Here is a 24,041-nt window from a genome sequence, read left to right on the forward strand (position 1 = left end):
CACAACCTTTTCCTAGTCCATAAAAGGATCTAGTATGGTTTTGTCTTTCCCACCACTGCCTGGCTCAGGGAACTGGAACTTGTGCACCTGCTGATTTTGAGGAACTAAACATAGAAAAAAATAGCGCGAAACTTGCTATGAAAAAAAGATTTTCTTCATGAAACAGTCATTCTGCTTTTTGAAAATTATTATAAAATAATTATTGAATGAATAGTCAAAAAAGTCAATAATTTTTTTGTGTATTCTTCTGAAGAAATTATTCTTCTTGTTTTCTTCTTCATCTACTTTGTTTATCAGGGAATCTAATGGCTAATAAAAAGAAAATCATCTTGAACATACTGAAACAAGTTGGAAATGCCGTTTAGCCATTTTTGTTCTCTCCTAATCTATAAAACACTTTTTTATTTTAATATACTTTGAATCAAAGACATGTTTATTTACTTAGAGACACTTGTTCCTCCAACATTTCCAATAAATCACGAAAGCTTATGCACCATCTTACAGTTAATAGGATGATGTCGGCTGATAGTGCTTCCATTTAAGTGTCCAAGTTTTAGAGATTACTTGCATGGATCTTGATGTTTTTGCACCAGAACCCTTGAAACAGCAATTTTAAAAAGATAGAATAATCCGACCATTATGTAGTATAATTGGTAATACCAATAAAAATATATGGTCTTACCAAAGAGAGAGGTGATTTTTTGAATGAACGGTCCACGGACTTAATTGAAAGAAAGCTGTTGGAGTCCATTTTAGAAGGTGAATTACAACCTGAAGAATCCCTTTTATCAGAACGAGAACTTGCCATTCATTTTCAAGTAGGAAGACCAACGATAAGAGAGGTATTGCAGCGATTAGAACGTGATGGTTGGATCTCGTTACGTAAAGGAATGCCACCTGTTGTGAATGACTATTGGCAGAGTGGCAATTTGATGACAATCGTAAGAATGATTCAAATGTATGAAAACATCCCCATTCATTTTTTTCAACACATGTTAGAGTTACGTATTTCCATTACTCCTGCGTATACAAAAGATGCGGCATCAAATCATCCTGTTAAGGTGATTTCCCTATTTTCCAACATCGATGAGTTAGAGGATGACCCGAAATCCTTCGCTGAATATGACTGGGGTTTGCAACTTAGCCTTGCTCGTTTGTCTCCTAATCCTGTTTATTTGTTATTACTCAATAGTTTCCATGACGTTTATCCTAAAATGGCTGAAATATATTTTAGTGATAAGATTCACAGAATGATTTCAAGAAAGTACTATGCTGACCTGTTACATTCCCTTCTACAGAACGATCTGACTGTGGTGGAAAGGATTACAAGAGAAATGATGAAAACAAGTTTGGATTTATGGAGAAAAAACAAGGGGTGAAGAACATGAAGTCTAAAGGTTTATATCGTGATTTTTTCTTACATTTTGATATTTTCATTATGATTTGTCTGTTTGTTGGTATTGCAAGTTATGTTGCAATACAAGAAAGTATCCTTATAATCTTGCTATTATTCCTAGTTGGTCTTGTCACGTTTATGTTTAGTGAATATTTAACACATAGGTTTTTGTTTCATTTAAAAACACCCAAGAATACTTTTTTTTTAAATATACTAAAGCGCTTACATTACGATCATCATAAATATCCGAATGATTTAAAATTATTATTTTTACCAATTTGGTACAGCTTCCCCAATTTATTCGTTTTGGCTACCATTTTTTATCTTATTACTAGTACATTTATGTGGACATTAGCTTTCAGTCTAGGACTTATCTTCATGCTTTTAATTTATGAATGGAAGCATTACATTGCGCATCGTCCAATTAAGCCGAAGACAAAATTCGGTACATGGATAAAGAAGGTCCATCTACTTCATCATTATAAAAATGAAAACTATTGGTACGGTGTTTCGACTCCGTTTGTAGACGTACTGTTTGGTACATTGAAAGATGAAAAAGAAGTAGAATCAAGTGAGACAGCAAAGGATTTAGAGAAGAGAGCGCGGGTAAACTAGATAATCTAACAGAAGTAAACGAATGGATCTCAAATTCTTAATATAAACTTCCAATTCAAAGTACAATGCTTCTTTACCCAACTTATCACCTTTCTCTGTAATAAAATGATTATTTGATTCTGGTGCAAAAATATCTTGATAGGGACATAGAGTTCCTGGTTCAGTTCTACTGACCATTTATGCTGCGATTCCAAACAACTGATGAATGAATTCAACTTCATTTTGGGCAAACCCCACCTGTTGGTGAAGCTGATTGTAGCTACACTTTCCAATCGAACTTGGTTTCCATATTCAAAAATACACGGGTTGGAACAAGCTTTCCCCTCATATCGAAGCATCCATGTGGTGATCCACATGGATGTTTTTTATGATGGGCGATTTCATTTGATTATTTTTTCGTTTGAGCTCTCCACTCTATCGGTGGTTTTTTTTGGACACAACATCTGATTCCCAGATGCTCAAGCTGCGTTTAACCATTTCAACAAACTTTCCTATCTGATCTTTGCTAGCCAAGTACCCTTATTCACCCATTCCTACTATGGTAAGTCGATTAGCATAAATCGAGCGTTTTGGTTCGCTTTGATTTTCAATGTTGAAGTTTCAGTGATCCTTGCTGAGTCTCTATATCTTAATTCTTCTTGATCATTCACTTTTATGCTGCCTTCAATGACAAAAAGCATGGTTCTTCTTTCCGCTTTTTGATTAAAGCTCAATTCTTTCCCTTGCTCCAAGTCAGACAAATAAATGGTTAAATCTTGGTGAATGTAAGCGACATTCTCTCCCGGTTGTTTTGATACTACTGGTACTAGCTGATTTTTTAACGCTTCAATATCAAAAGAAGTTTTTTCATAAGATGGTTTAATTCCCTGTTCTTCTGGTAAAAACCACATTTGAAGCAAGTTTACCTTTTCTTTTGGAGAAGGATTCATCTCAGAATGGAGTACTCCTGTTCCTGCTGACATCCGTTGTATTTCACCGAAAGTCGTTGTAGCTGACTGTCCTGTATTATCTTCGTGCTTTAGATGTCCCTCCAATACAACCGATACAATCTCCATTTCATCATGAGGGTGGGTACCAAAACCTCTAAGTGGTTCAATCATATCGTCGTTTAAAAGGACCATTGGACCAAATTGTACATTGTTAGGGTCATAATAATCAGCAAACGAGAAAGTGAAATTCGCTTTCAACCAACCATGATCTGCTGAATGTCTTTCTTCTGCTGGATAAACTTTAATCATTTTTACGTCCTCCTCTAATTTATAAAAAGTGCATCTAAAGAATAAGTTACTGCGCCCGTTAGTGCTACATCAAGTGCCATTACGATAAGAACTAGGTTGTATTCATATCCATATTGAGTTCCTTGTTTTTCTGTCTTGAATTCGATATATATAAGCTAATAAAGCAAAGACTTCCATCAGTGAGGATTTCTTCATCCCCCTCTAATGCGAATCGGGCTTACGTGCAATTATCCTAGGCGTCTTACCCCTTCCAGATAAAACCTAAGATTGCTTTTTTTGAAATTACCTTGAATTCGAGATAATTATATATTACCTTTTTTACTTCGTCAAGCACCATGGTTCAAAGTTTTTTCGATATCGTAGTGAATGGTACTTACTAAAGATAAATAATGACGATAATCCAAACTAGGATAAGGATCGTCCTCACCTTCACTTACTGATCGCGGTGAAAAGGTCGTATTAAAATCAATGAGTTAGCATAGTAAGAAGATACTTATAGACAAACCTGCTTCACCAAACCCATACTTACTCTCTTTTTCAATCGGTGATCACCACCTTGTTATTTTTAAGGATCGTCGGGTTAATCCACGAACAAAAGACGTTGCGGAATAAGGATAGCAAAGTATATCTACTCACGACTTCCCCAGTTGTATTAGGCAACAAGGAAAACGATTACCCTTTAAAATTATAATATTCGTTGATTTCTGAATATTATAAGTTATAATAGATTAAAAGTAAGCGTTTACATGTTTGTTTTAGTTAAAAATCATTTATTTTTTGTTCGTTTAGGAAAACGGTTACTTTTAAATATTTCCAAATATAACGGGATCAACATGAAAAAGTTTTTTGGTTATTAGTTTTGGCGGCTGTTATTTACGACTTTATTCTCTTTTCAAATGAACAATATAAGAATAACTATTACTCACGTTGCCTGCATTATAACGTTGATGGTGTACTGATCTTTGCTGGCACATCTCTTATTGTAAATATGCCTCACACCGCAGGAGTCATCTGTTTGTAAAAAGTCGACCAAGAGATAAGAAAGATAAAGGGGGTGAAATAAAAGGGGTACAAACAGAGCCTTCATCATTCACACACTACAAAGAAAAGGGAGGATTTATCTTGAAGAAAATTTGTTTACTTGTACTATCATTATTGCTCATTTTCATGATTACACCTATGAAACCATTCGAATTGGAAGGAGACGCTTTTTCAGGAGAAATAAAGACGGGTGCTGGGAGCTACTCAACAATTAAACCGAATGGAAGAGACGATGTTCAAAGCGAAATATACAAGACAGATCAAATCGAAGGTCCCATGGAGACAAACGATTGGTGGAGCTCCACAGCTTGGACACAGTATTCAAATGCCCAGTACCCCCACCCTCTAGCTATGATCAATCAAGAAGACGGTCTTCGGATCTATAATCCTAGTAACCTCATTACAGGTCAAGGGGACTATATTGCAGGATGGATGAATGACATTGATGATTTTGTACTTGGTCATTCTAACGTGCGTTCATTTCCTGATACAAGAGTGGATGACTTTAGTGATTGGTTTGTCTCAAATACATATCAATCCGGGACAAGTGAGTTAAATGTAAGTTACGGTCACGGTTCACCTTATGTCTATGCTACTTATAAAGGTGGAAACCCTGAGTTAACATTCTATTCTACTCCAGAAATTTGGTACGGTAATGAAAACAGTAGTGTTTTGGGAATTACAACGGAAAAAGGAAATAATTACGCCTTGTTTGGTCCAAGTGGCTCAACATGGGAAGGACTAGGGACAAAATCGTTAACCAATCTTCTAAATGGAAAAGATTATTTCTCTGTCGCAGTATTGCCTGACAATTCCATTGAAACATTGGAGAAATTTGAAGAATATGCGTATTCATTCGTTGTAGATACGAAGAGCGAATACAACTATGTTGAAGAAAATAGTGAAGTTGTGACAACTTTTACTTTTGAAACAGAGCGAAAAGAAGGGACAAACGATGGAACGCTGTTCGCTCTGTATCCACATCAATATAAAAATTCAAATCAACCACTTTTAGACTACACATATGAGTCCGTTAGGGGCACGATGAAAGTAGCAGAGGGAAAATCCTTTGAAACAAAAATGATATTTAATGGTGTTCTCCCCTCACTCCCTGAATTAGGAGATTATAACAAAGAAACTTTAGCTTCTTATATTCAGGAGGATTTTGATCTAGAAACAAGTGCTGAAGACACTTATTGGTACGGAAAGTATTTAGGACAACTTTCAACCATCGCCCCTATAGCGCAACAAATGGGAGGCATGGATGCTGCAAATATATTTCATGATAAATTAAAAGACGGGTTAGAAAACTGGTTTACGGCTAGTGATCAAAACGGACAATTAAAAGATAAATTCCTTTTTTATTACAATGATAATTGGGGAACTCTTCTAGGCTATCCTGATAGCTTTGGAAGTGTACGAGAATTGAATGACCATCATTTCCATTATGGTTACTTTATTAAAGCCGCAGCAGAAATTGCTCGTGTTGATAAAGATTGGGCAAGTGATGAAAATTGGGGGCAAATGGTCAATCTTTTAATTAAAGATATGGCAAACCCGGATCGTAATGATGATATGTTCCCTTATTTAAGAAATTTCGATCAATATGCAGGTCACTCTTGGGCTTCAGGTCATGCAAATTTCTTTGATGGTAACAACAATGAATCATCATCTGAAGCAATGAATGCTTGGGCTGGCATTATTTTATGGGGAGAATCGACAGGAAACAAAGAGCTTCGTGATTTGGGGATTTATCTATACACAACTGAAATGAATGCAATCAATGAATATTGGTTTGATGTAGATGATGAAAATCATCAACCTAAAAATGGCGAATTTAATCGTTCTACAGCTAGTATGATCTGGGGAGGAAAAACAGTAGGTGATGCTGTCTGGTGGACAGATAACCCTGAAGAAGTTCATGGTATTAACTGGTTACCTATTACGGGAGCATCTTTATATTTAACACAATATCCCGAGTATGCGAAAGAAAACTACGAAACATTACTGGCTGAAAGGCGTAATAATGATTGGTCGATTTGGGAAGACTTAATTTGGATGTATCGCGCTATTTCCGATCCAAGTGATGCGATCAGACAATATGAAGAACGAGCTGATGTCTTCACTCCAGAGGAAGGAAATACGAAAGCTAATACACTTCACTGGATCGGTAACTTAGATGCGTTAGGAACCGTTGACAACACTGTCACTGCTGATTATCCGTTCTATGCAGTATTCAAAAAGGATAATAAAAGAACACATGTTGTATATAACATGACAGATGAAGAGAAAACGGTTACGTTCTCAGACAACACCGTCGTAACAGTTGGACCTCATGAATTTAACATTGGAAACGGTGATGGTGGAACGATTCCTATTCCTGGGGAACCTGGAGAACCTGGAGAACCTGGAGAACCTGGGGATGGAACAATTATCTCAGAAGATGATTTTGAAATAGAGATTGTAGAGAATAATGACGAAAGTGTAACCTTTACATTTACACCTACCACGTCTTCTACATTTGTAGACATACACTATAAAGTGAATAATGGAGCGCAGCAAAATCTAAGAACTGAACAAGATGGCGTTTCATGGAAGTATACCATTCAGGATGTAAGAGAAGGAGATCAAATTGACTTCTTCTTCACGTATTCGAAAGGAATTCTAGCGTATGATACAGACTGGTACTCTTATGAACTAGAATCTTAAAGTGAATAGAAATATCCTATTAAAAATGAGTACAACTATAGAAAATAACAGGCACCTATCACCTTATGACGAGTGCCTGTTATTTTTCTTTTGAAATGAACATAGATCCTTTTAATTATGGTACTGGTGTAAGAATGATTTTGAACAATCTTTTTTTGATGTAAATCAGCCCGATTGAATACAATCGTTAGTCTATATCACATTGATTTTCATTACACTGATTTGAAGGTAAAATTTTTCTATTATCAGCAACATATTGATATATTTTTTGTCCCACACCTAACTTTTTAGAAAACCACAGAAAAGGTACGGTTATGCAAATCATTGGAATACGTTTATTCATTTCAATAAGTGTGTCTAAACCATGAAAATAGACTTGCTTACCCTTTATTTGTGAATAGATCTCTTTCTCTAATTTATTTTGTTCTATGGGTAAAGATTCACTCACGTTTAAATTGCGAAAAGAATAGAATTCTAAGTTGTTAAATATATCTATTTTGCTCCATTTGTTTTTTACTTTTGTACACAATGGGCAATCAGAATCATAATATACAATCAATTTATCCCTTTTCATTGAAAACACTCCTCAGACTTTAAACTATGAACCCAATTAAAGAAACAAAGGTTAGTCTATTCACTAAACTTGATGACTGTACTTTTTAACATCACCTAAAAGATCTTTACTTTATTATATCACTCTTTCGCTCCCCTTCTATCTTATGAACACCTAATCCAAACTGAGACATTCCAACTCATTTTCACTGTTTTTTCTAAGTAAGTAAAACACATTAATTCGATAGCATTGTTAATAAAATAAGGTTGCTTTCATACATTAAACTCGCCCTTATCATATATTTTAAATTCATAAACACTTTTTCATAAGATACATATTATAATGAAAGGTGCTCATAATCACCTTATTCTATATGAGAAAGTGGGGATTGGAATGTCAGATGCTAAAATCAAAGTATTAGATGATGGTCCACTACTAGTGAAAGGTGATGTTGAAATTACCGATGCGGACGGAAATGTGTTCAAACAGAAAGGTGCCCTTTGTCGTTGCGGGCATTCAAAAAACAAGCCTTTTTGCGATGGTTCTCACCAAGGAACATTCAACAGTAAAGTACATGCTAGTGAATAACTCGTCAAACCATGAATGATTGAAGTGTATACTTTGTTTTTTATAAAACAAAAACATGACGTGTGAATGTCCACACATCATGTTTTTTGTTGACTAACAATACTAGACAACAACTCTACTTGTTATGTTTTACTGCTTATGTACAACTCTCTTTCGTGTATCCGCGGTTACCGCTCGTTTATCGAAGCTTAGTCCGTGTTTATCCGCGACTATCTCTCGTTTATCGAAGTCTACATCCTGTTTAGCCGCACATCGGGACCATCGAACTAGCTTTTCTTCACTCACGACACGTACTTGCACAACTTGTTTCTTTTGTAACTAACTTTATTGTACGCATGATATAAAAGTACTCAACTTTAACCGTAATACGTGCTATTATCAAATTTAATGAAAAAATTAAACGGAGGTTTTTTAGAGTGTTAAAGAAGTTTTTAAGTAAATTTACTGTCAAGGTTATTGCAGTAACTACACTTACAATTGCAGTAGGCACAGGAGCAGGAGCATTCTTGTTAACGAAGACAAACTTTCCTGAAGGTAAAACAGATGAGGAAAAAAGGGCTGAAAATATAGTTAAGCAAACGGATAATAGTGAACTACAAGAGGCTTTAGCCGTAATAAATGATGATGCAGATGACACCGTAATAGAAGATGAAGTTAGTGATTTTGCAGTACAAAACGTAATCCACGGTATGTCACATCAGAAAGTAAAAGCGGATCAAAAATGGGGGGGCACTAACGTCTTAATGACTGAAAAACGTGTTGAAGTCCTACATAAGCAAGTAATAGATCACGCTGAAACCCTAGAATTTTACGCTGAATACAAGGAAATACTTGATAGATGGGTTGCAGGCGACTTCTCCTTAGCTGACATTGACCACAACATTATTTGGGGATTGCGTGGTGGAACGATCGGTAAAGCTACAAGATTATTGAGTGATGAGGAAGAGTACGCTTATATACTTAGCAAGTATAAAGATGAATTAATGGAGATAGAAAGCCTTGAAATTGATTTGTAAAACACCGTTACATATATAAGAGTTTAATAGCAGGAAATAAACAAGCCCTGAACGGATTTTAAAGGATAATATTAGCTTACTATAATTAACGCAGGGTTTTAAACGTTGATATTACTCCTTTAAAGACATGTTATAACCACTAAACTACCTATGTTATGTGCGGTTTAGTAGGAGTAACTTACCCTAACACCTATTCCATTAAAATAATAAGATGGCATTTAGAGATCAAAAGTTAGAACTAAACCAAATTCACTTGTGTTTAGTTCTAAAAGCTGTTAATACGTATTTTGACATTAAAATACTACCTTATTAAAACACAGTGGCATTCATGGATCGAGTATTAACAAACGCTCCAGCAACGCCTCCTTGCACTTCAACAACAGATGCCATAAGCACAATATCTCCGGCTACACAAGGTAACCCAATAGTAAAATTAGGATTAGTATTATGCTCGACACTAAACTCAGTAAATTGTTGTACCCCACTTACAGTGTCCAATAATATAGGTGAAACCTGTGCCATGTTACCTTCTTCCGATTTAGTCATCACTTGATAAGCTATCTCGTATTTGTATGGAAGATTAGCTTGCTTAACATCATCGTTTTCAAAATCAGCTACAAAAAAATTCGACTGAAAAAAACCATCAAGTTTTACTTGTCTCCCTTTTAGACTGTTAGGTATCCTTAATCGTAGTACCTCTACCCTCTTGCCATCTAAGGGTAGTTCTATGGCCTGTTCTTCTTGAACAGATAGAAGTTGAGTGGCTCTAGTTTTTGTCATTTTATCACCTCCTTAATCGTATTGAAATGTATCACCTTAATACTAGTATATTAAAGAGATGAAAGAGTGCTTGGACAAATCTCTTAAAATTGATGCGGAAATGTATTGTTTAATGTTTGCAACTAATGCAAATTAAAAAGCCCTACTCCGAAGAATAGGAAATAGATTGTCAATTGAATTATAAAAACATCTTTAAAATGCTATCATAAAGATTTACTGATATATATCAAGATCTTCTTCAATTAACGCGCCCGTTTGCTTGTATACATCATACCAATATACGTTAAAACATAATCATGACTTATTATTATTAACCCTATCACCTCAATGTCCATTGAGTCCGCTGTGATAGGGTTTTTTATTTTTATGCTTATCGTAGGGTATACACACACACGCTTTCCAGTTTTTCAGACTATCATATATTAAAAAAGGAGTTTCTATAATGAATCACGATAATTTTGATAAAACATGTGATGAGTTTGGAAAGATTATAGGAGGAAAACCTGAAATTAAAAATGGTGTGTGTACAGTAGAACTAGTTAGAAATATTCCAACTTCAATTTTAGGTGTTCGCTCTCAATCACGATTATTATATCCTGCTGACTTTTCATTTGAATCATTGGATAGTAATGGAGACGCTTTAAACTTGGGAGCAATAGCACTGTTACAAGCCGAAGTTACCCCCTTCCTATCCGCACTGCGAAAAAACGATAATATTTTAATTGGTACTCTTAGTAATCACTGGTTATATGAAGAGCCCCGTATTCTTTATACACACTTTGAAGCACTGGAAAACCCACTTGAATTTGCTGAAACTGTTTCTAAAGCTTTTGAGACCTTGCAAGAGCAAAATTTCACATAATATGCTGAAGGGAGGTGAAAGAGATGAAATTATTAACATCGGGACCTGTAAATAAAGATTTTGCTGATGGAGAACTTGTTAATTGGCACCTAGAAATATTTAACAACTCAAATGAGACAGCAACAACTGTTTTAACTGTTTATACTCTTTTGGGGCTTACTCCACCGGTTGAAATTGGTTCCACTTTTGGAGAGATAAACCCTGGTCAGTATGTTTTTTTAAATATCGCCATAGACCCTAACCAATATGAGCATACTTTACCTGTCATTGAAGTCGCTAACGATGATATTCTTGTTACTCTCTATGGTAGAAATAAAGATAGAAAACAGATTACTGGAGCCGTATATAGATTTAGCGAATTAATAGAAATAGATGGAGTAGTAACAAAAAAGACAGATAAGAAAAAATAGGATCAGTAACAAATTAAGTATACTAAGAATCTTTTCCCTATAAAGATCACACGATTATCGGTACAGGAAATCCACATAAAAGCACTCGTTCGTTAAGTTCTTTTTCCTTATAAGCCGCATTGACCATTATTGAAAAACTGAGCTTAGATGCATTTATCTTTTCGTAGATATACTATGTATAACTGAATGCAAAATAAAAATCCCTACTTCGAAGAGCAGGGATTTTTTTGTCATGGGGGAACATGAAGAATTATTATCTATTATATCTTAGATAATTTTTTATTCATGTTTAAACAAAGTTCTTTTTTGGGATATTTATAAGTCCATAAGAAAATCAGGTAGATACGTATACTCACACACATTTTTACTTACAGCATTTTCTACTATCCATTGTCCTATTAAAGAGGACATTAAAATCTTCAGACTCGTGTGTTTCTCTTTACAATTTTGAAAATATATGCTCACAAGATAAATTATCTTACCTTCAAGTCTCCTGATGACGTGCGAACTTTCAGTATATGTACGCCTTTTCCAATCACCCCAATTGCTGAATTTTCATCCTTATACTCATACATAATATCTTTCAATTGGATGTCCGGTTTTCCAGATTTTCCTTTGAAATCTATTCTGAGTGATTCTGGATTGTTCTCGAAATCTGTCTTTACATCACCGCTAGTCGTGGCGATGTCTAACTCTTTGATCATTTGTTTTATGTTCATTGTTACACTTCCAGAAGTAGTATTGATCTGGCCACGTTGTGAGTCCAATGCTTCGGTTTCAACATCCCCGCTTGTTGTGTTAATTGTGAACGCAGTCATTGTATTACGTTTTAAAGCGATATTACCACTTGTGGAGTGAATTAATACATCATCATTTGTTTTAATGTCCTTAATTGTTTGATCTCCAGAAGTTGTTTTCGACTCAAAGGTGTCAGCAACAACGTTCTCCACCTCGATATTGCCCGAAGATGTAGTAATAAGCAACTCACGATAGACTTTTTCAGGTAAAGTAACGCGCACATTGATATCCTTTTTACTTTCCAATTTAATGCCTATGATGTTTTCGTTTGATAGGTACTCAATATTTAATTGACCATCTGCTTCTTTCACTTTCAGATGATAAGTATCTTCAAGCTTTTTGACGATTATCCCATCTACATAAACAGTTATTTGGTTAGTCGTAGCTGGTACGACCTTGACATTAGTAGATGATGTTCGGATGTTTACTACCTCAATATAAGCGGCTTCAATTATTTTTTCTTCATTTATTTCAACCGTTGCAAATATTGACTTATAAAATGGCTTTCCTATACCATAGACAGCAGCGATGCCTAGAAAAATCAAAACCACTCCTAAGATTCTTCTTTTCACCCTGTTTTTCTCCTCACTCGTACAATCAATCTACTCAATCATCTGACATCTTGTATTTCTATATTTCTGACGGATAGGAATGCTATTAGCACTCCGATAAGTGCAAGAGAAATTGGAATCGCAACAATTGAAAACAAAGTAAAGTTGTCACTTGTTGAATTCGTCAAAGTCGATAAAAAAATAGAGGAAACGATTGTTGCTGGTGCTGATTTTCGGAGCATCCCAAAATAAAGCGGAATAAGACTCATCCCTGCACAAGCAAGAGCACCCATGATGGTTGTCAAAATATTTCTTGAGATATCTTCCATGCTAATATTCCCTGGGATAATATCGAAAACAGCATCTATTAAAATAAATAGTCCGCCTATAAATAGAGTAGAAAGGAGGATCGTTACAAAGGTGAAAATTGCGACAATCAACAACTTTGCTGTCATCATTTTTTTTCGGCTAATTGGATACGTAAACATGATGTCTATTGATTTATTCTTGTATTCATCTAGAACTAACTTAACAATGAGTACGGAAGAAAAAATAAGGAATGTAGCTCGAATCATTGTATGAGTAACGTTCATCGCCATATCAAAGTTTTCAAAGGGAATAAGCCCATCATTTATTTCGATAAAAAAGATCATACTTAAAAAAGCAATAATCGCTAGATTCGCTATTAAAACGCCTTTCCAATAATCAAACAACTTATATTTCTTTACTTCAAGTCGGATGAGTTTAAGCACTGATTCCACCCCCATTAATAATCTTCAAGAAGTAGTCTTCTAACGAATGATCTTTTTTATTGATTTGGTTGACAAGTACGTCATTCATAATAAGTGCCTTAGAAATTTCCCCCTGAGATTTTGTTGATTCATAAATACGAATGGTGTTGTCATCCAGCACTTTGAAGTTAGAAATATGTAATAAGTTATTGATCACATAGACCGCTTTCCTACTATTATCTGTTTGCAGTTCGATGTAAGCTGCATTCTCTAATCGGATATTTTCCATTGATACTTCTTTGATCAGCTTTCCTTCATGAATGACACCAATCGTATCCGCGATTTGTTCTATTTCTGCGAGAATGTGACTGGATATGAGTAATGTCATTCCATAATCCTTACTTAACATCAAAAAAAGACTCCTCAGTTCTTTTATTCCTGCTGGATCGAGTCCATTGATGGGTTCATCTAGAACCAACAATTCTGGTTTCGTTATAATGGCTCGGGCAATCCCTAGCCGCTGCCTCATCCCTAAAGAAAAATCCTTTACAAGTTTCCCTTCAAAATTTTCAAGCTTAACCATATCTAGGGCGGAATTAATGGCATTTTTGTTGTAGTATCCAATGTATTCACAATGAAGATCTAGGTTTTCTCGTGCAGTTAGATTGTCGTAGAAAACCGGGTATTCGATGATACTTCCCATTCGCTTCAATAATTCATAAGATTTCGGTGTTACTTTTTGTCCACAGACAACCAGTTCTCCACTGGATGGTTTTGATAAGTTTGTAATCATTCTCATCACCGTTGTTTTTCCTGAACCATTCGGTCCTAAAAAACCATAGATCTCGCCTTTCTTAACAGTCATGTTTATATTTGAAACAACTTCTGTACCTTTATAGATTTTCGTTAAGTTAGTCGTTCTGATCATGCTAGTCATATGTTCGTTGCCTCCCCCTCTTGATCTATATTTATTGTATCCAATATGGTTCTCTTTTCTATTACCTGTTTCTTAAGAAAAACTTACTTTTCACCTGATTGTTAGTTGCGTGTTAACCGTTTAAAAAGACCGTTTGGAAAATAGGTGCCTCCAAACGGCCTCATAACGTTTTTTTAGGAATTAAAATTTAAACCGCTTCAATTCGATCGTAAATGTCGTCTTTTTAAAAGGAATACTTTCTAGAAAGATTTTTCCTCCTAATTTTTCGACGAGCCTTTTAGTGATCGTTAACCCCAATCCACTTCCTTGATGAAGTTTATTTCTCGAATCTTCAAGCGTATACATACGTTCAAAGACATGATCCTTATGTAATTCATTAATACCCTTTCCTCTATCGAATACGTTTATGAAGACATGGTTTTCATCACTTATTAGTTCCAGACCAATCATTTTTCCATCCGAACCATATTGAATGGCATTGGATAGTAGGTTATTTAGGATTCGTTCGATTTCAAGTTCATTTCCCCAAGCGTATATTTCTTCATCTGGTATCATAACGGACACTTCAAAATCTTTGCTTGTTAAGATTTCATAGTAATCTAATATTTTCTTGCGACAAATTTCACTAGTATTCACTTTAGACATTTCCACCGTCTTGTCTCCTGATTCAAGCTTTACTAACTCAAAAAAACGGTTAATTAGCTCAAGAACTTCCACTGTTTTTAAATTGACCGTTTGTAATAGGGTTTTCATTTTTTCACGGCTTACGTTTTCATCATTCATCATGATTTCTGTGTAACCGCGAACAACTGTGAGCGGCGTCTTTAGATCATGTGAGATATTGGATAGCATCTTTCTCATTGATTGTTCTAATTTAAGATGGTTGGCTACGGTTTTTTGATTATGTTCTAAGAGATGGTTTATCTCTATCAAAAGAGATTTCATTCGTGGATCGTCGGTATTTAATAACAATTTCTCATTTGTCTCATTTTTAATGATCTGTTGAAGTTTCATTTGAGCGTATTCCAGTTCCTTGTATGGTACACGATTCCGGTACATATATATATTTGAACTAATAGAGAGTCCTAATAGGAGAACGAGTAAGACTATCAATCTAGACTTCCCCCAATCGATAACCTATTCCCCACAGAGTCTTAATATATGTAGGGTTTGACGGATCATCCTCAATTTTTTCTCTAAGTCGTCTAATATGTACATTGATCACATTCATATCTTTAAAGTACTCCTCTTGCCACACAAGGTTATACAGTTGAGCCTTTGTGTAGACATGAGTAGGATTCGTAATAAATAGCTTTAGAATATTGAATTCTTTTGCAGTAAGTTGAAGATAGTTATCGAACTTTTTCACCGAGTAGCTATTCATATCAACTACTAGATCGCCTATTTTAATCGTATCTTGCTTTTTTATAGCATCACTTTTATAATGAGTCGTCCTTCTGATAAGTGCCTTAACTCTCGCTTTTAATTCGATCATTGAAAATGGCTTGGAAATATAGTCATCTGCACCAAACCCAAGGCCTAGTGCCTTGTCTACATCCTCATCTTTGGCTGAAATAATAAGAACTGGAACCACACTTTTAGATCGAATCAATTTCAAACATTCTATACCATCTATTTTTGGGAGCATAAGATCTAGAAGGATTAAGTCAAATTCTTTATTATCAAACAACGTTAAAGCCTCTTCTCCATCAAAAACAACGCTGACTTCATAGCCTTCTTTCTTCAGGCTTTCGCTTACCATTTCACTAATTGATTGGTCATCTTCCACAATTAAGATTTTATGATCCAAGGGTTTCCCTCCTACTATTTTTACAGGTCTAAAGTTATCGTTCCTTTTGGGTTATTTTGTTGTAATGACTTAATTATACCAAAAAACGACATTCTTTTATTTTTTTATGATATATAGTAGTCTTACTTTTAAAATTTATATATTATATTGAATATATGTATTACACTAAATATGACGTTGAACAAACTTACTAAAGGGGATGAATTTTCTATGAGTACTCAAAAAATGAAAGTATTAGGTTTTGCAGGGAGTCTACGAAAAGAATCATATAGCCGTTCATTACTTCGTGAAGCAATCAAGCTTTCTCCTAATGAAATGGAAATAACTGAATTTGATTTAAACGATATTCCGATGTTTAATGAGGACGTTGAAAAACAAGGAGATCCTACTATTGTTAACGAATTTAAGGATGCAATCCGTAATTCAGATGCTCTACTCATTGTAACACCAGAATATAACAGCGGAATTCCAGGGGTTTTAAAAAATGCACTAGATTGGGCTTCTAGAGGGGGTAAAGATGCACCACTTCTAAAAAAGCCAGTGGCTATTATGGGTTCAACACCGGGGAGAGCTGGCACTGCACAAGCACAATCTCAATTAAGACAAACATTATCTTCTACTCGTTCATTTGTCATGGTTGAACCACAAGTCTTAATTTCAGAAGTTCATAAAAAGTTTGATAAAGAAAGTCAGATGACTGATGAGAAAACAGGTCAATATGTGAGTAGATTACTTGAATCGCTCGTTAAATGGGTAACATGTTTTAAGTAAAGGAGTACTTGTTATAAAAATAACCGCCCTATGGCGGTTATTTTTATATGGATATAGATTAACAACATCCCCCCAATACTAGTGGATAAAATGTTCAAGCTATTATATAAATAGGAAGATAATGTGATTACACGAGACAATAGATTTTATCCATTGTTAGTTTACATAATAAAATTATCGTTACTTTTGGTTATTCTTTATGTGACCCCCTTGAAGTTCGTTTCTGAGCTGCTCAACGTTCCCTTCAATACTTATTGGGTCTAAGTTCGAGACGCTGATCGTTGTTTCAGGTTGTCTTATTACGGATTGATTCCCCCTATAGAGTAAGACACTAGTCTAGAAACAGTTACGAGTTAGACTCAATGGAATACAGTGATTGATCCGCTCCAAACCTTTGGTATTTACTAATTAGTTTCATTCCTAATCTTTCTAGGAGCTTCCTAGAAGAGATATTAGCAGTCTGTGTTACAGCAATAACCCTTGATAAATTCAAGCTCTCAAATGCAAATTTGATTATCTCTTTCATAACTTCAGTCGCATAACCAGCTCCCCACCATTTAGGAAGAAACTGATAAGAAATTTCAATATCGTTACCTATATGATGAGGGTCCAAAGATACTAAGCCAATAAATTCATTTGTTTTTTTATTTCTAACTATCCAATAACTCGAATCATTATTTGAGTTTATCATTTCATCAAAAGTTCCTTGTATACCTTCCTCTTCTCTTGTACCGCCAAGAAATTCTCTTACATCTTTGTTAAGGTAAAGTTCCTTCACATCCTTATAATTTGATTGTTGAATAACATAAAGTAAACATCTTTCAGTTTCAATCATTAATCTCCACCCCCAAAAAATAATATTTACTATTTCAATTATATTGTTCTTATTCAATTAAAGAGACTTTTAATCCAATTACAATAGTTTCAAATTTCCATCAATTGAACAATACGTGCTGTACCAGATATAGATCAACCACTCCCTACAGCAGCTATCAAAACATCTAGAGTCATAATCCTACTAACGAAAAAAGCGAGTCAAATCGACTCGCTTTTAAAGTTGATACGTATAATAATTTTGTGCATGTACCGCCTTGAATCCAACTGATTCATATAACCCTAAAGCATGGTCATTTTTCGTTTCGACTTCTAGGTGTACCGAATAACCAGCAGAATGTTGATCTTTTATGACTCGGCGCAACACTTTGCTGCCAATTCCTTTGCCTTGCTGCTCTGGTAAAATGGAAAATCCATAGATCCACGCTTGGCCATCTTGTCGATCCACAAGAATTTTCCCTACCGTTTCTTCGTTCACATCAATCATTAACATACTGGCGTCTTCATCCCGGTCGACACTGCTTTCCGACGCTTGGGCATCTTCTTCGGTCAAGCCAAACGCTTCAACAGACAAACGTATACGCAAGTCTAAATCATTTGCTTTTGCTTGGCGCAATGTCACACCGTCAACTTCTTCAATAGACCCTTCTTGCCACTCCATTTGATGTTCTGAAAATGCATAATCAGCGCCTTGTTTATTCAAAAAAGCTTTTGCTACATCTGATCTCGCAGGTGCGTTTAATAAGATTTTCTTGTATCCGTTTTGTTTGACGGTATCCATTCCTTGTTGAAACAATCGTTGAAAATGTCCCTTCCGTCGTTCACTTGGTTTCACCATGCCGCATACTTCAACTGTAGAACCAAAAGCATACAAACCTAAAAACGCTACAAGTTTGTCATTTTCATAATGAACAAAGTCTAGCTGATTAGAATCGCGTTTTCTCAGCATTTCCCAGTTAAGTTTCAGTTGTAAATGATCATTCGTTTCGCACTCTTTCTGCAGTTGTTCAATATCTTGTAATTGTTGTGTCGTTAACATAATTGTCTCCTTTATTAGCATTGCTTATCCTTCTCACTAGAAAGAAAATTCCATATAATCTAGCTCACACGAATGTAAGCTCTTTATGAATAATTTTATAGATTGGTATTTACTTCGTAAATTGTTCATCTTTATTACGTAACAACAATTTATAATCAATAAAACCACCTATCCCAGCATTTAGACAGGTGGTTGCATGTTTTCTTTCAAGTATATTGGTGAAACCGTTGTTCCAATAGAGTCAAGTCTAGTCTTAATGCAAATATAGTTAGGATAGGAGAGTTCCAATTCTTTATGAATGTTCTTCTGGCTTTCTTGCGGACAAAAAATAACCAACGATGGGCCAGCACCGCTTATTGTGCATCCATACGCACCGAGCTCCTTTGCATAATGACGAATGTCCTCAAACGATTGCAACCACTTTGTACGGTATGGTTCATGAAAACCGTCTTTTTCCATCAACTTCCCAGCCGTTGACCAATCATTCATCAAAATAGCTGGTAGCATAACATTAGCTGCTGCACTCGAGGATGTAGCTTTTTTGTGGGACAATACTTCTGGTAAAGACCCTCGAGATAAAGACGTCTCAAGCTCATGTGAAGGAACCATCAGTAATATTCCGACATTATGCGTAGGGAGCTTTATGAAATCAAGTTCGTGTTGGTCGTAGCGACTAACGGTCAACCCTCCTACAAGTGCTGCTGATACATTATCAGGGTGACCTTCAATATCACTGGCAATTTTCACTTTTTGCTCATCTGACAAGTTGAGTCCAAGCAGTTGTTCAGCGATTGCGATGCCAGCTACTATGGCGGCTGCACTACTTCCCATCCCACGAGACAATGGAATGTTTGAACGGACAGAAAGCGAAGCGGTTGGTGATTGTTGATTAAAGATCGATTCTACTTTTTTTATTGTTGACATAATTATATTATCGTTACCAATTGATAATTCTTTATGTGTTTCATCTTCATACTCAATGCACCAAGTAGAAGAAGGGATGACTCTAACACTTTGGTACACCTGTAAAGCCAATCCAATCGAATCAAAACCAGGTCCCAGGTTTGCCGTTGTTGCTGGGACCTTTACTTGAAATGGAGCGAACGTCATTGTGTGACGCCCCCTTTAAGTTCGTTTCTAAGCTGGTCAAAGTTCGCTTGAATACGGACTGGCTCTAAGTTCGAAACGTTGATCGCAGTTTCAGGATCTTTTAAACCGTTTCCTGTTAGCACTGTCACGATCGTGCTCCCCTTTTTGATTAAACCTGCTTCGATTCGCTTTTTCAAACTGGCAATTGGTGCACATGATGCGGGTTCAGCAAATACACCTTCTGTTCTAGCGATAAGCTGATAGGCTTCAAGAATTTCCTCGTCTGTTACAGCCATAATGTGACCGTTTGATTCATTTAGTGCATCAAGCGCTAAATTCCAGCTTGCCGGATGGCCGATTCTAATAGCCGTTGCAACCGTTTCTGGTTGTTCAACGATTTTATTGTGAACGATCGGTGCCGCTCCTGCTGCTTGCACGCCTAAAAGTGTTGGGCGTTCACCACTATGTTTTTGTTGGTATTCAGTAAATCCTTTCCAGTAAGCAGAAATGTTCCCCGCATTACCAACAGGCAGCGCAAGAATATCTGGTGCTTTTCCAAGTTGTTCAATCACTTCAAATGCCGCTGTTTTTTGTCCTTCTAAACGATATGGATTCACTGAGTTCACGAGAGTAATGTCCTCTTCCTCACTAACGCGTCGTACAAGGGTTAAGGCTTCATCAAAGTTTCCTTCAATCGCAATAATATCCGCTCCATACATTTTCGCTTGAGCTAATTTACCAAGTGCAATACGACCATCTGGAATGACGACGATCGTACGTAGTCCCGCTCGTGCTCCATATGCTGCTGCTGAAGCGGAAGTATTTCCTGTAGAAGCACAAATGATTGCTCCACTGCCTTCTTCTTTTGCTTTTGCGACAGCCATCACCATCCCACGATCTTTAAAGGAACCTGTCGGATTAGCACCTTCAAGCTTTACATGTAAATCAATCCCCCACTCTTTCGATAGAGAAGTGAGTGCGATCAAAGGCGTGTTTCCTTCTGATAAACTTATATTTGGTGTTTTGTTAGTGACGGGAAGCCATTCACTATATTCTTCAATTAACCCTTGCCATCTCAATATCAGCCCCCTCCCTCTACCCTATACTGGCTGATGATTTCTTTAACGGAATACGAAGCTTGTAAATCCTCTATAATTTGTCGATGGTTTTTACGTGAAAGTGATTTGGTGATTAAGATCACTTCTGCTTCACCCTGTTCTTTACCTGGTCGTTGGATAATGGAACCTAGACTTGCATTATGACTGCTATAGATGGACGTTAATTCAGAAAAAACATCCACTTCATCTTTAACTAGCAGTCTATGGAAAAATTGTGCATGTTGATTTTCTTCCCCTTTTATCAGTCGATCGTACATTGGGTTAGGATTTCTCTTCCCGCCAATACCAAGCAGTAGATTGCGACATGCCATTAAAACATCTGAAACAACGGCTGTAGCAGTCGGTAGAGAACCTGCACCTGGACCGTAAAACATAGTTTCCCCTACAGCATCCCCGTAAACATAAACAGCATTGTATTCATTTCGAACAGATGCAAGTGGATGGGAAGAAGCTAAAAAGACAGGCTCAACGGATGCATCTACACCATTTTCATCATGCTCAGAGAAACCAAGCATTTTTACACTGTATCCAAATTGTTCAGCGAGCGCTAAGTCCTCCTTTTTAATGGTTGTCATCCCGCTCACTTTTACGTCTTCTAAGTGAACTTCCATTGAGAAGGCGAGTGTCGAGAGGATGGCCATTTTGCGTGCAGCATCGAAACCTTCTACATCAGCCGTTGGATCATTTTCTGCGAAACCTAGTTCTTGAGCTTTTTTAAGCGCTTCGTCATACGACCAATTTTCTTCTTTCATTTTCGTTAAAATGTAGTTCGTTGTTCCGTTAACGATTCCCATGATTCCTGAAATACGATCCGATGATAAGCCATCTTCTACCGCTCGAATAATCGGTATCCCACCTGCAACACTTGCTTCATAATAAAGGTCACAGCTATTTTCGTGTGCGAGACGGAGTAGTTCATGTCCATGAAGTGCCATCAAATCTTTGTTTGCTGTAATGACTGGTTTTTTGGCACATAGTGCTTGTTCGATCGCTTCTCTTGCCTCTTCTATCCCACCCATTACTTCTACAATTACGTCAATTGAAGGATCATTGATAACATCCGCTATATTTAAACAAAGCAAGTCGTGATCAACGAATGTTCCGCGTTCTTTTTCCAAATCACGTATGACGATCTTATCTATTCTCACTGGTACACCTAGTCGCTGTGTTAGTTCTCTTTCATTTTCTCGGATCATGGTCGCGACACCACTTCCAACTGTACCGCATCCTAGCATTCCAATGGTAATTTCTTTTTTTGTCATATGGCACCCGCTTCCACCTAACATATGTATCTTAGGCTGTTTATTTTGAATATAAAGATAATTATAACGACTCCCCCCCTCCTATGACAACCCAATTTATAGAACTTTCATAATAAAATGGCTAGTTTCAAAATGTATTCGCTTACATAATATGAAGCGTCTGTAATTTCACTTAGTAAATTCTTTCATTTTTTCAATTAGGGCTAAATGTCACCATGGTCAAGATCGATTTATTTACATCAAATGAGATTCTCTCGACCTTACTTTCTCTTGTTTGCTTCGTTAGAGGGTCATATGCGCCGTTGTCTAAGACGTGTAAGTAACGCTTTTCCTCTTCGACTTCATAACCTATGCCCGTTACCCAATGGTAGCGATAGTGAAAATTTCGGGAGGACCACTTAAAAGAAGACCATTGATCAAACTTAATCGCCACTGCTCTATTTTGATCAATTTCTTTTGTGAAATGATCCCACATACAGTTCACAGCTATTTTTTCTGATTTTCCGTATTTACGCAATGTAAAAACGAGCTGCCATGCAGGTAAGCCAAGCCAGGTAGTACCGCTTTGTTTGTAGCATTGTCTTATATAGGAAGATTCAGTAAGCGTTGTTGGATTAGAATCGTTTAATAATGTCGCGATTGTCGTTGGACCACAGGCAGAACCTTTTCCTAGTTTTGAAAGAGCTACATCATATTGAGTAAAGGTCTTTATCTCCTTTAGCATGACATGTTTATTCATTTGAATGGTCTCCAATCTCCTGAAAAGTAACTTCCTTTAATCCAAAATTTTCTTTCTTAATTGATTGAAAAAACGCACCTACTTCCCTCCTCGATTTACAAAAAACATTACCAGGAATTTAATTCATAATAGACAATAAAAAGGTGGATTATGTTCAGTTATTGCTTTCATTTTTCATTCTCGATTAGACTCAATTGTTGTAAATATACGTGTATAGGCATCTTTGATATTCGGTTCATTTACCTTATCATTGTACAGTCCATAACCCCAAAATTGGCCTTCCTCACCAGATTGAAAATAGCCTATGGCATAGTCACCTGATTTACTATCTTGGAAATCCTCATATGATAATTCCTCTTCTAAAAAATTTATATCATTACTGAAGACTCCTTTTTAAATGAGAATTATGTAGAATTTCTTCCTTTTGTTTCAATAAATTCCCTGAAATCATTTTCACATAAACTTACATTTATCCTTTGGAAATCTACCTAATTAAACCTAGATAAACTACCTTTTTTAAATTATATCTTTTATTTCCTATTTCAGTACCTTTGTGCGGGATTCGTGGAATTGTCATTCACATTTATTATCAAATTCGCTATATTCTTGTGTTAAATAAAGTAGAAACAATAGGTTGATTATGCGAAAATAAGATGAATTGTTTGAATTTATAGAAAGGTGTGCATGCAAGTGGTTAAAGGGTTAAATTTAATTGGCACCGCTGCGGTTTTAATCGCTTTAAATGTGCTTGTGATGTTGGCACTCGATACGGCATTTATTGAAGTTTCTCTACTTGTTGGAATTGCCGCAATCGTCGTTGTTCGTTTATTCACTTCACCGAGCAATTTCGCAAAAGCGAACCGGGTTGGTCCAACAAATAAATTAGAAACGGTTCAATTAGGTGAACAAAAAACATACATTCATCCTAAAGTGATTGTGAATACATGTTTTTTATACACAGCTGTTTTCTTTGTCGTTGTTATGGTTGCTTATTATGATTATTTCACAGCTTGACATGCGGAAATTCAAAAAGCATCAAAAAGAGTCTGAACCCAATAAACTGCAAAGTAATAGATGGAGATTACTTTGTAGTCAGTGACGAGACCGTAGGTGTTATAGCACCTATTATGTTGCCATTGGATTTGATTTAGCTA

Annotated in this window: 23 protein-coding genes and 1 pseudogene; 9 read left to right on the plus strand and 15 right to left on the minus strand. The window is 36.1% G+C overall.

Annotation, left to right across the window (positions count from 1 at the left end; translation table 11 throughout):
• Nucleotides 1-451 precede the first annotated feature (451 nt).
• Nucleotides 452-570, minus strand: a pseudogene (locus AB1471_RS18365) (IS6 family transposase); the annotation flags it as partial.
• Nucleotides 571-701: 131 nt separating this feature from the next.
• Between AB1471_RS18365 and AB1471_RS14540 the strand changes: the two are divergent.
• Together AB1471_RS14540 and AB1471_RS14545 are read left to right on the plus strand one after the other, a co-directional pair.
• The gene (locus AB1471_RS14540) at nt 702-1,379 is read left to right on the plus strand and encodes a GntR family transcriptional regulator (RefSeq protein WP_367780497.1); all 678 of its coding nucleotides are present in this window, start codon (nt 702-704) and stop codon (nt 1,377-1,379) included.
• 5 nt (nt 1,380-1,384) lie between these two features.
• Nucleotides 1,385-2,011, plus strand: coding sequence for a sterol desaturase family protein (locus tag AB1471_RS14545; protein WP_367780498.1), 627 nt, complete (start codon nt 1,385-1,387; stop codon nt 2,009-2,011).
• 536 nt (nt 2,012-2,547) lie between these two features.
• Here the strand turns inward: AB1471_RS14545 and AB1471_RS14550 are convergent.
• Nucleotides 2,548-3,249: a pirin family protein gene (locus AB1471_RS14550; protein ID WP_367780499.1), complete on the minus strand. Its 702-nt coding sequence runs from the start codon at nt 3,247-3,249 to the stop codon at nt 2,548-2,550.
• Between the two features lie 1,122 nt (nt 3,250-4,371).
• On the opposite strand from AB1471_RS14550, the gene AB1471_RS14560 reads away from it, so the two are divergent.
• Nucleotides 4,372-6,999 (plus strand): glycosyl hydrolase, encoded by a 2,628-nt coding sequence (locus tag AB1471_RS14560; protein ID WP_367780500.1) that lies wholly within the window; start codon nt 4,372-4,374, stop codon nt 6,997-6,999.
• A 187-nt stretch (nt 7,000-7,186) separates the two neighbouring features.
• Here AB1471_RS14560 and AB1471_RS14565 read toward each other — a convergent pair whose 3' ends face one another.
• Nucleotides 7,187-7,573 carry a thiol-disulfide oxidoreductase DCC family protein gene (locus tag AB1471_RS14565; RefSeq protein ID WP_367780501.1) on the minus strand — a complete coding sequence of 129 codons (387 nt, stop codon included), beginning with the start codon at nt 7,571-7,573 and terminating at the stop codon, nt 7,187-7,189.
• 372 nt (nt 7,574-7,945) lie between these two features.
• On the opposite strand from AB1471_RS14565, the gene AB1471_RS14570 reads away from it, so the two are divergent.
• Both AB1471_RS14570 and AB1471_RS14575 read left to right on the plus strand, forming a co-directional pair.
• Nucleotides 7,946-8,140 (plus strand): CDGSH iron-sulfur domain-containing protein, encoded by a 195-nt coding sequence (locus AB1471_RS14570; RefSeq protein ID WP_367780502.1) that lies wholly within the window; start codon nt 7,946-7,948, stop codon nt 8,138-8,140.
• Nucleotides 8,141-8,556: 416 nt separating this feature from the next.
• Nucleotides 8,557-9,156, plus strand: coding sequence for a DUF6241 domain-containing protein (locus tag AB1471_RS14575; protein WP_367780503.1), 600 nt, complete (start codon nt 8,557-8,559; stop codon nt 9,154-9,156).
• Between the two features lie 309 nt (nt 9,157-9,465).
• On the opposite strand, the gene AB1471_RS14580 is transcribed toward AB1471_RS14575, so the two are convergent.
• The gene (locus AB1471_RS14580) at nt 9,466-9,936 is read right to left on the minus strand and encodes a hypothetical protein (RefSeq protein WP_367780504.1); all 471 of its coding nucleotides are present in this window, start codon (nt 9,934-9,936) and stop codon (nt 9,466-9,468) included.
• 442 nt (nt 9,937-10,378) lie between these two features.
• Here AB1471_RS14580 and AB1471_RS14585 point away from each other — a divergent pair, with 442 nt between their 5' ends.
• Together AB1471_RS14585 and AB1471_RS14590 are read left to right on the plus strand one after the other, a co-directional pair.
• Entirely contained in the window at nt 10,379-10,798 is a 420-nt protein-coding gene (locus tag AB1471_RS14585; RefSeq protein WP_367780505.1) for a DUF1259 domain-containing protein, read from the plus strand.
• Nucleotides 10,799-10,821: 23 nt separating this feature from the next.
• Nucleotides 10,822-11,208 carry a hypothetical protein gene (locus AB1471_RS14590; RefSeq protein WP_367780506.1) on the plus strand — a complete coding sequence of 129 codons (387 nt, stop codon included), beginning with the start codon at nt 10,822-10,824 and terminating at the stop codon, nt 11,206-11,208.
• Nucleotides 11,209-11,681: 473 nt separating this feature from the next.
• Here the strand turns inward: AB1471_RS14590 and AB1471_RS14595 are convergent, their stop codons facing one another.
• The 5 genes from AB1471_RS14595 to AB1471_RS14615 form a co-directional block, all read right to left on the minus strand.
• The gene (locus tag AB1471_RS14595; RefSeq protein WP_367780507.1) at nt 11,682-12,578 is read right to left on the minus strand and encodes a DUF4097 family beta strand repeat-containing protein; all 897 of its coding nucleotides are present in this window, start codon (nt 12,576-12,578) and stop codon (nt 11,682-11,684) included.
• Between the two features lie 38 nt (nt 12,579-12,616).
• Nucleotides 12,617-13,309 (minus strand): ABC transporter permease, encoded by a 693-nt coding sequence (locus AB1471_RS14600; protein WP_367780508.1) that lies wholly within the window; start codon nt 13,307-13,309, stop codon nt 12,617-12,619.
• On the minus strand, nt 13,302-14,225 hold the full coding sequence (locus AB1471_RS14605; protein ID WP_367780509.1) for an ABC transporter ATP-binding protein: 924 nt from the start codon (nt 14,223-14,225) through the stop codon (nt 13,302-13,304). The genes AB1471_RS14600 and AB1471_RS14605 overlap by 8 nt, the downstream gene beginning before the upstream one ends.
• A 180-nt stretch (nt 14,226-14,405) precedes the next feature.
• Nucleotides 14,406-15,338 (minus strand): sensor histidine kinase, encoded by a 933-nt coding sequence (locus tag AB1471_RS14610; RefSeq protein ID WP_367780510.1) that lies wholly within the window; start codon nt 15,336-15,338, stop codon nt 14,406-14,408.
• Between the two features lies 1 nt (nt 15,339).
• Entirely contained in the window at nt 15,340-16,035 is a 696-nt protein-coding gene (locus AB1471_RS14615; RefSeq protein ID WP_367780511.1) for a response regulator transcription factor, read from the minus strand.
• Nucleotides 16,036-16,245: 210 nt separating this feature from the next.
• On the opposite strand from AB1471_RS14615, the gene AB1471_RS14620 reads away from it, so the two are divergent.
• Entirely contained in the window at nt 16,246-16,806 is a 561-nt protein-coding gene (locus AB1471_RS14620; protein ID WP_367780512.1) for an NADPH-dependent FMN reductase, read from the plus strand.
• 346 nt (nt 16,807-17,152) lie between these two features.
• Here AB1471_RS14620 and AB1471_RS14625 read toward each other — a convergent pair whose 3' ends face one another.
• The 6 genes from AB1471_RS14625 to AB1471_RS14650 all read right to left on the minus strand — a co-directional run bounded on the left by AB1471_RS14625 (nt 17,153) and on the right by AB1471_RS14650 (nt 22,887).
• Entirely contained in the window at nt 17,153-17,641 is a 489-nt protein-coding gene (locus AB1471_RS14625) for a GNAT family N-acetyltransferase (protein ID WP_367780513.1), read from the minus strand.
• 216 nt (nt 17,642-17,857) lie between these two features.
• On the minus strand, nt 17,858-18,679 hold the full coding sequence (locus AB1471_RS14630; RefSeq protein ID WP_367780514.1) for a GNAT family N-acetyltransferase: 822 nt from the start codon (nt 18,677-18,679) through the stop codon (nt 17,858-17,860).
• A 180-nt stretch (nt 18,680-18,859) separates the two neighbouring features.
• Complete coding sequence (gene thrB, locus AB1471_RS14635) at nt 18,860-19,789, minus strand: homoserine kinase (protein ID WP_367780515.1); 930 nt, start codon at nt 19,787-19,789, stop codon at nt 18,860-18,862.
• Complete coding sequence (gene thrC / locus AB1471_RS14640; protein ID WP_367780516.1) at nt 19,786-20,847, minus strand: threonine synthase; 1,062 nt, start codon at nt 20,845-20,847, stop codon at nt 19,786-19,788. Before thrC ends, thrB begins: the two co-directional genes overlap by 4 nt.
• A gap of 2 nt (nt 20,848-20,849) precedes the next feature.
• Nucleotides 20,850-22,148 (minus strand): homoserine dehydrogenase, encoded by a 1,299-nt coding sequence (locus AB1471_RS14645; protein WP_367780517.1) that lies wholly within the window; start codon nt 22,146-22,148, stop codon nt 20,850-20,852.
• A 193-nt stretch (nt 22,149-22,341) separates the two neighbouring features.
• Nucleotides 22,342-22,887 (minus strand): C39 family peptidase, encoded by a 546-nt coding sequence (locus AB1471_RS14650; RefSeq protein ID WP_367780518.1) that lies wholly within the window; start codon nt 22,885-22,887, stop codon nt 22,342-22,344.
• Between the two features lie 690 nt (nt 22,888-23,577).
• On the opposite strand from AB1471_RS14650, the gene AB1471_RS14655 reads away from it, so the two are divergent.
• Nucleotides 23,578-23,901 carry a hypothetical protein gene (locus AB1471_RS14655; RefSeq protein ID WP_367780519.1) on the plus strand — a complete coding sequence of 108 codons (324 nt, stop codon included), beginning with the start codon at nt 23,578-23,580 and terminating at the stop codon, nt 23,899-23,901.
• Nucleotides 23,902-24,041 lie beyond the last annotated feature (140 nt).

The organism is Jeotgalibacillus marinus (genome assembly GCF_040801915.1).
GTDB classification, from domain to species: Bacteria; Bacillota; Bacilli; order Bacillales; family Jeotgalibacillaceae; genus Jeotgalibacillus; species Jeotgalibacillus marinus.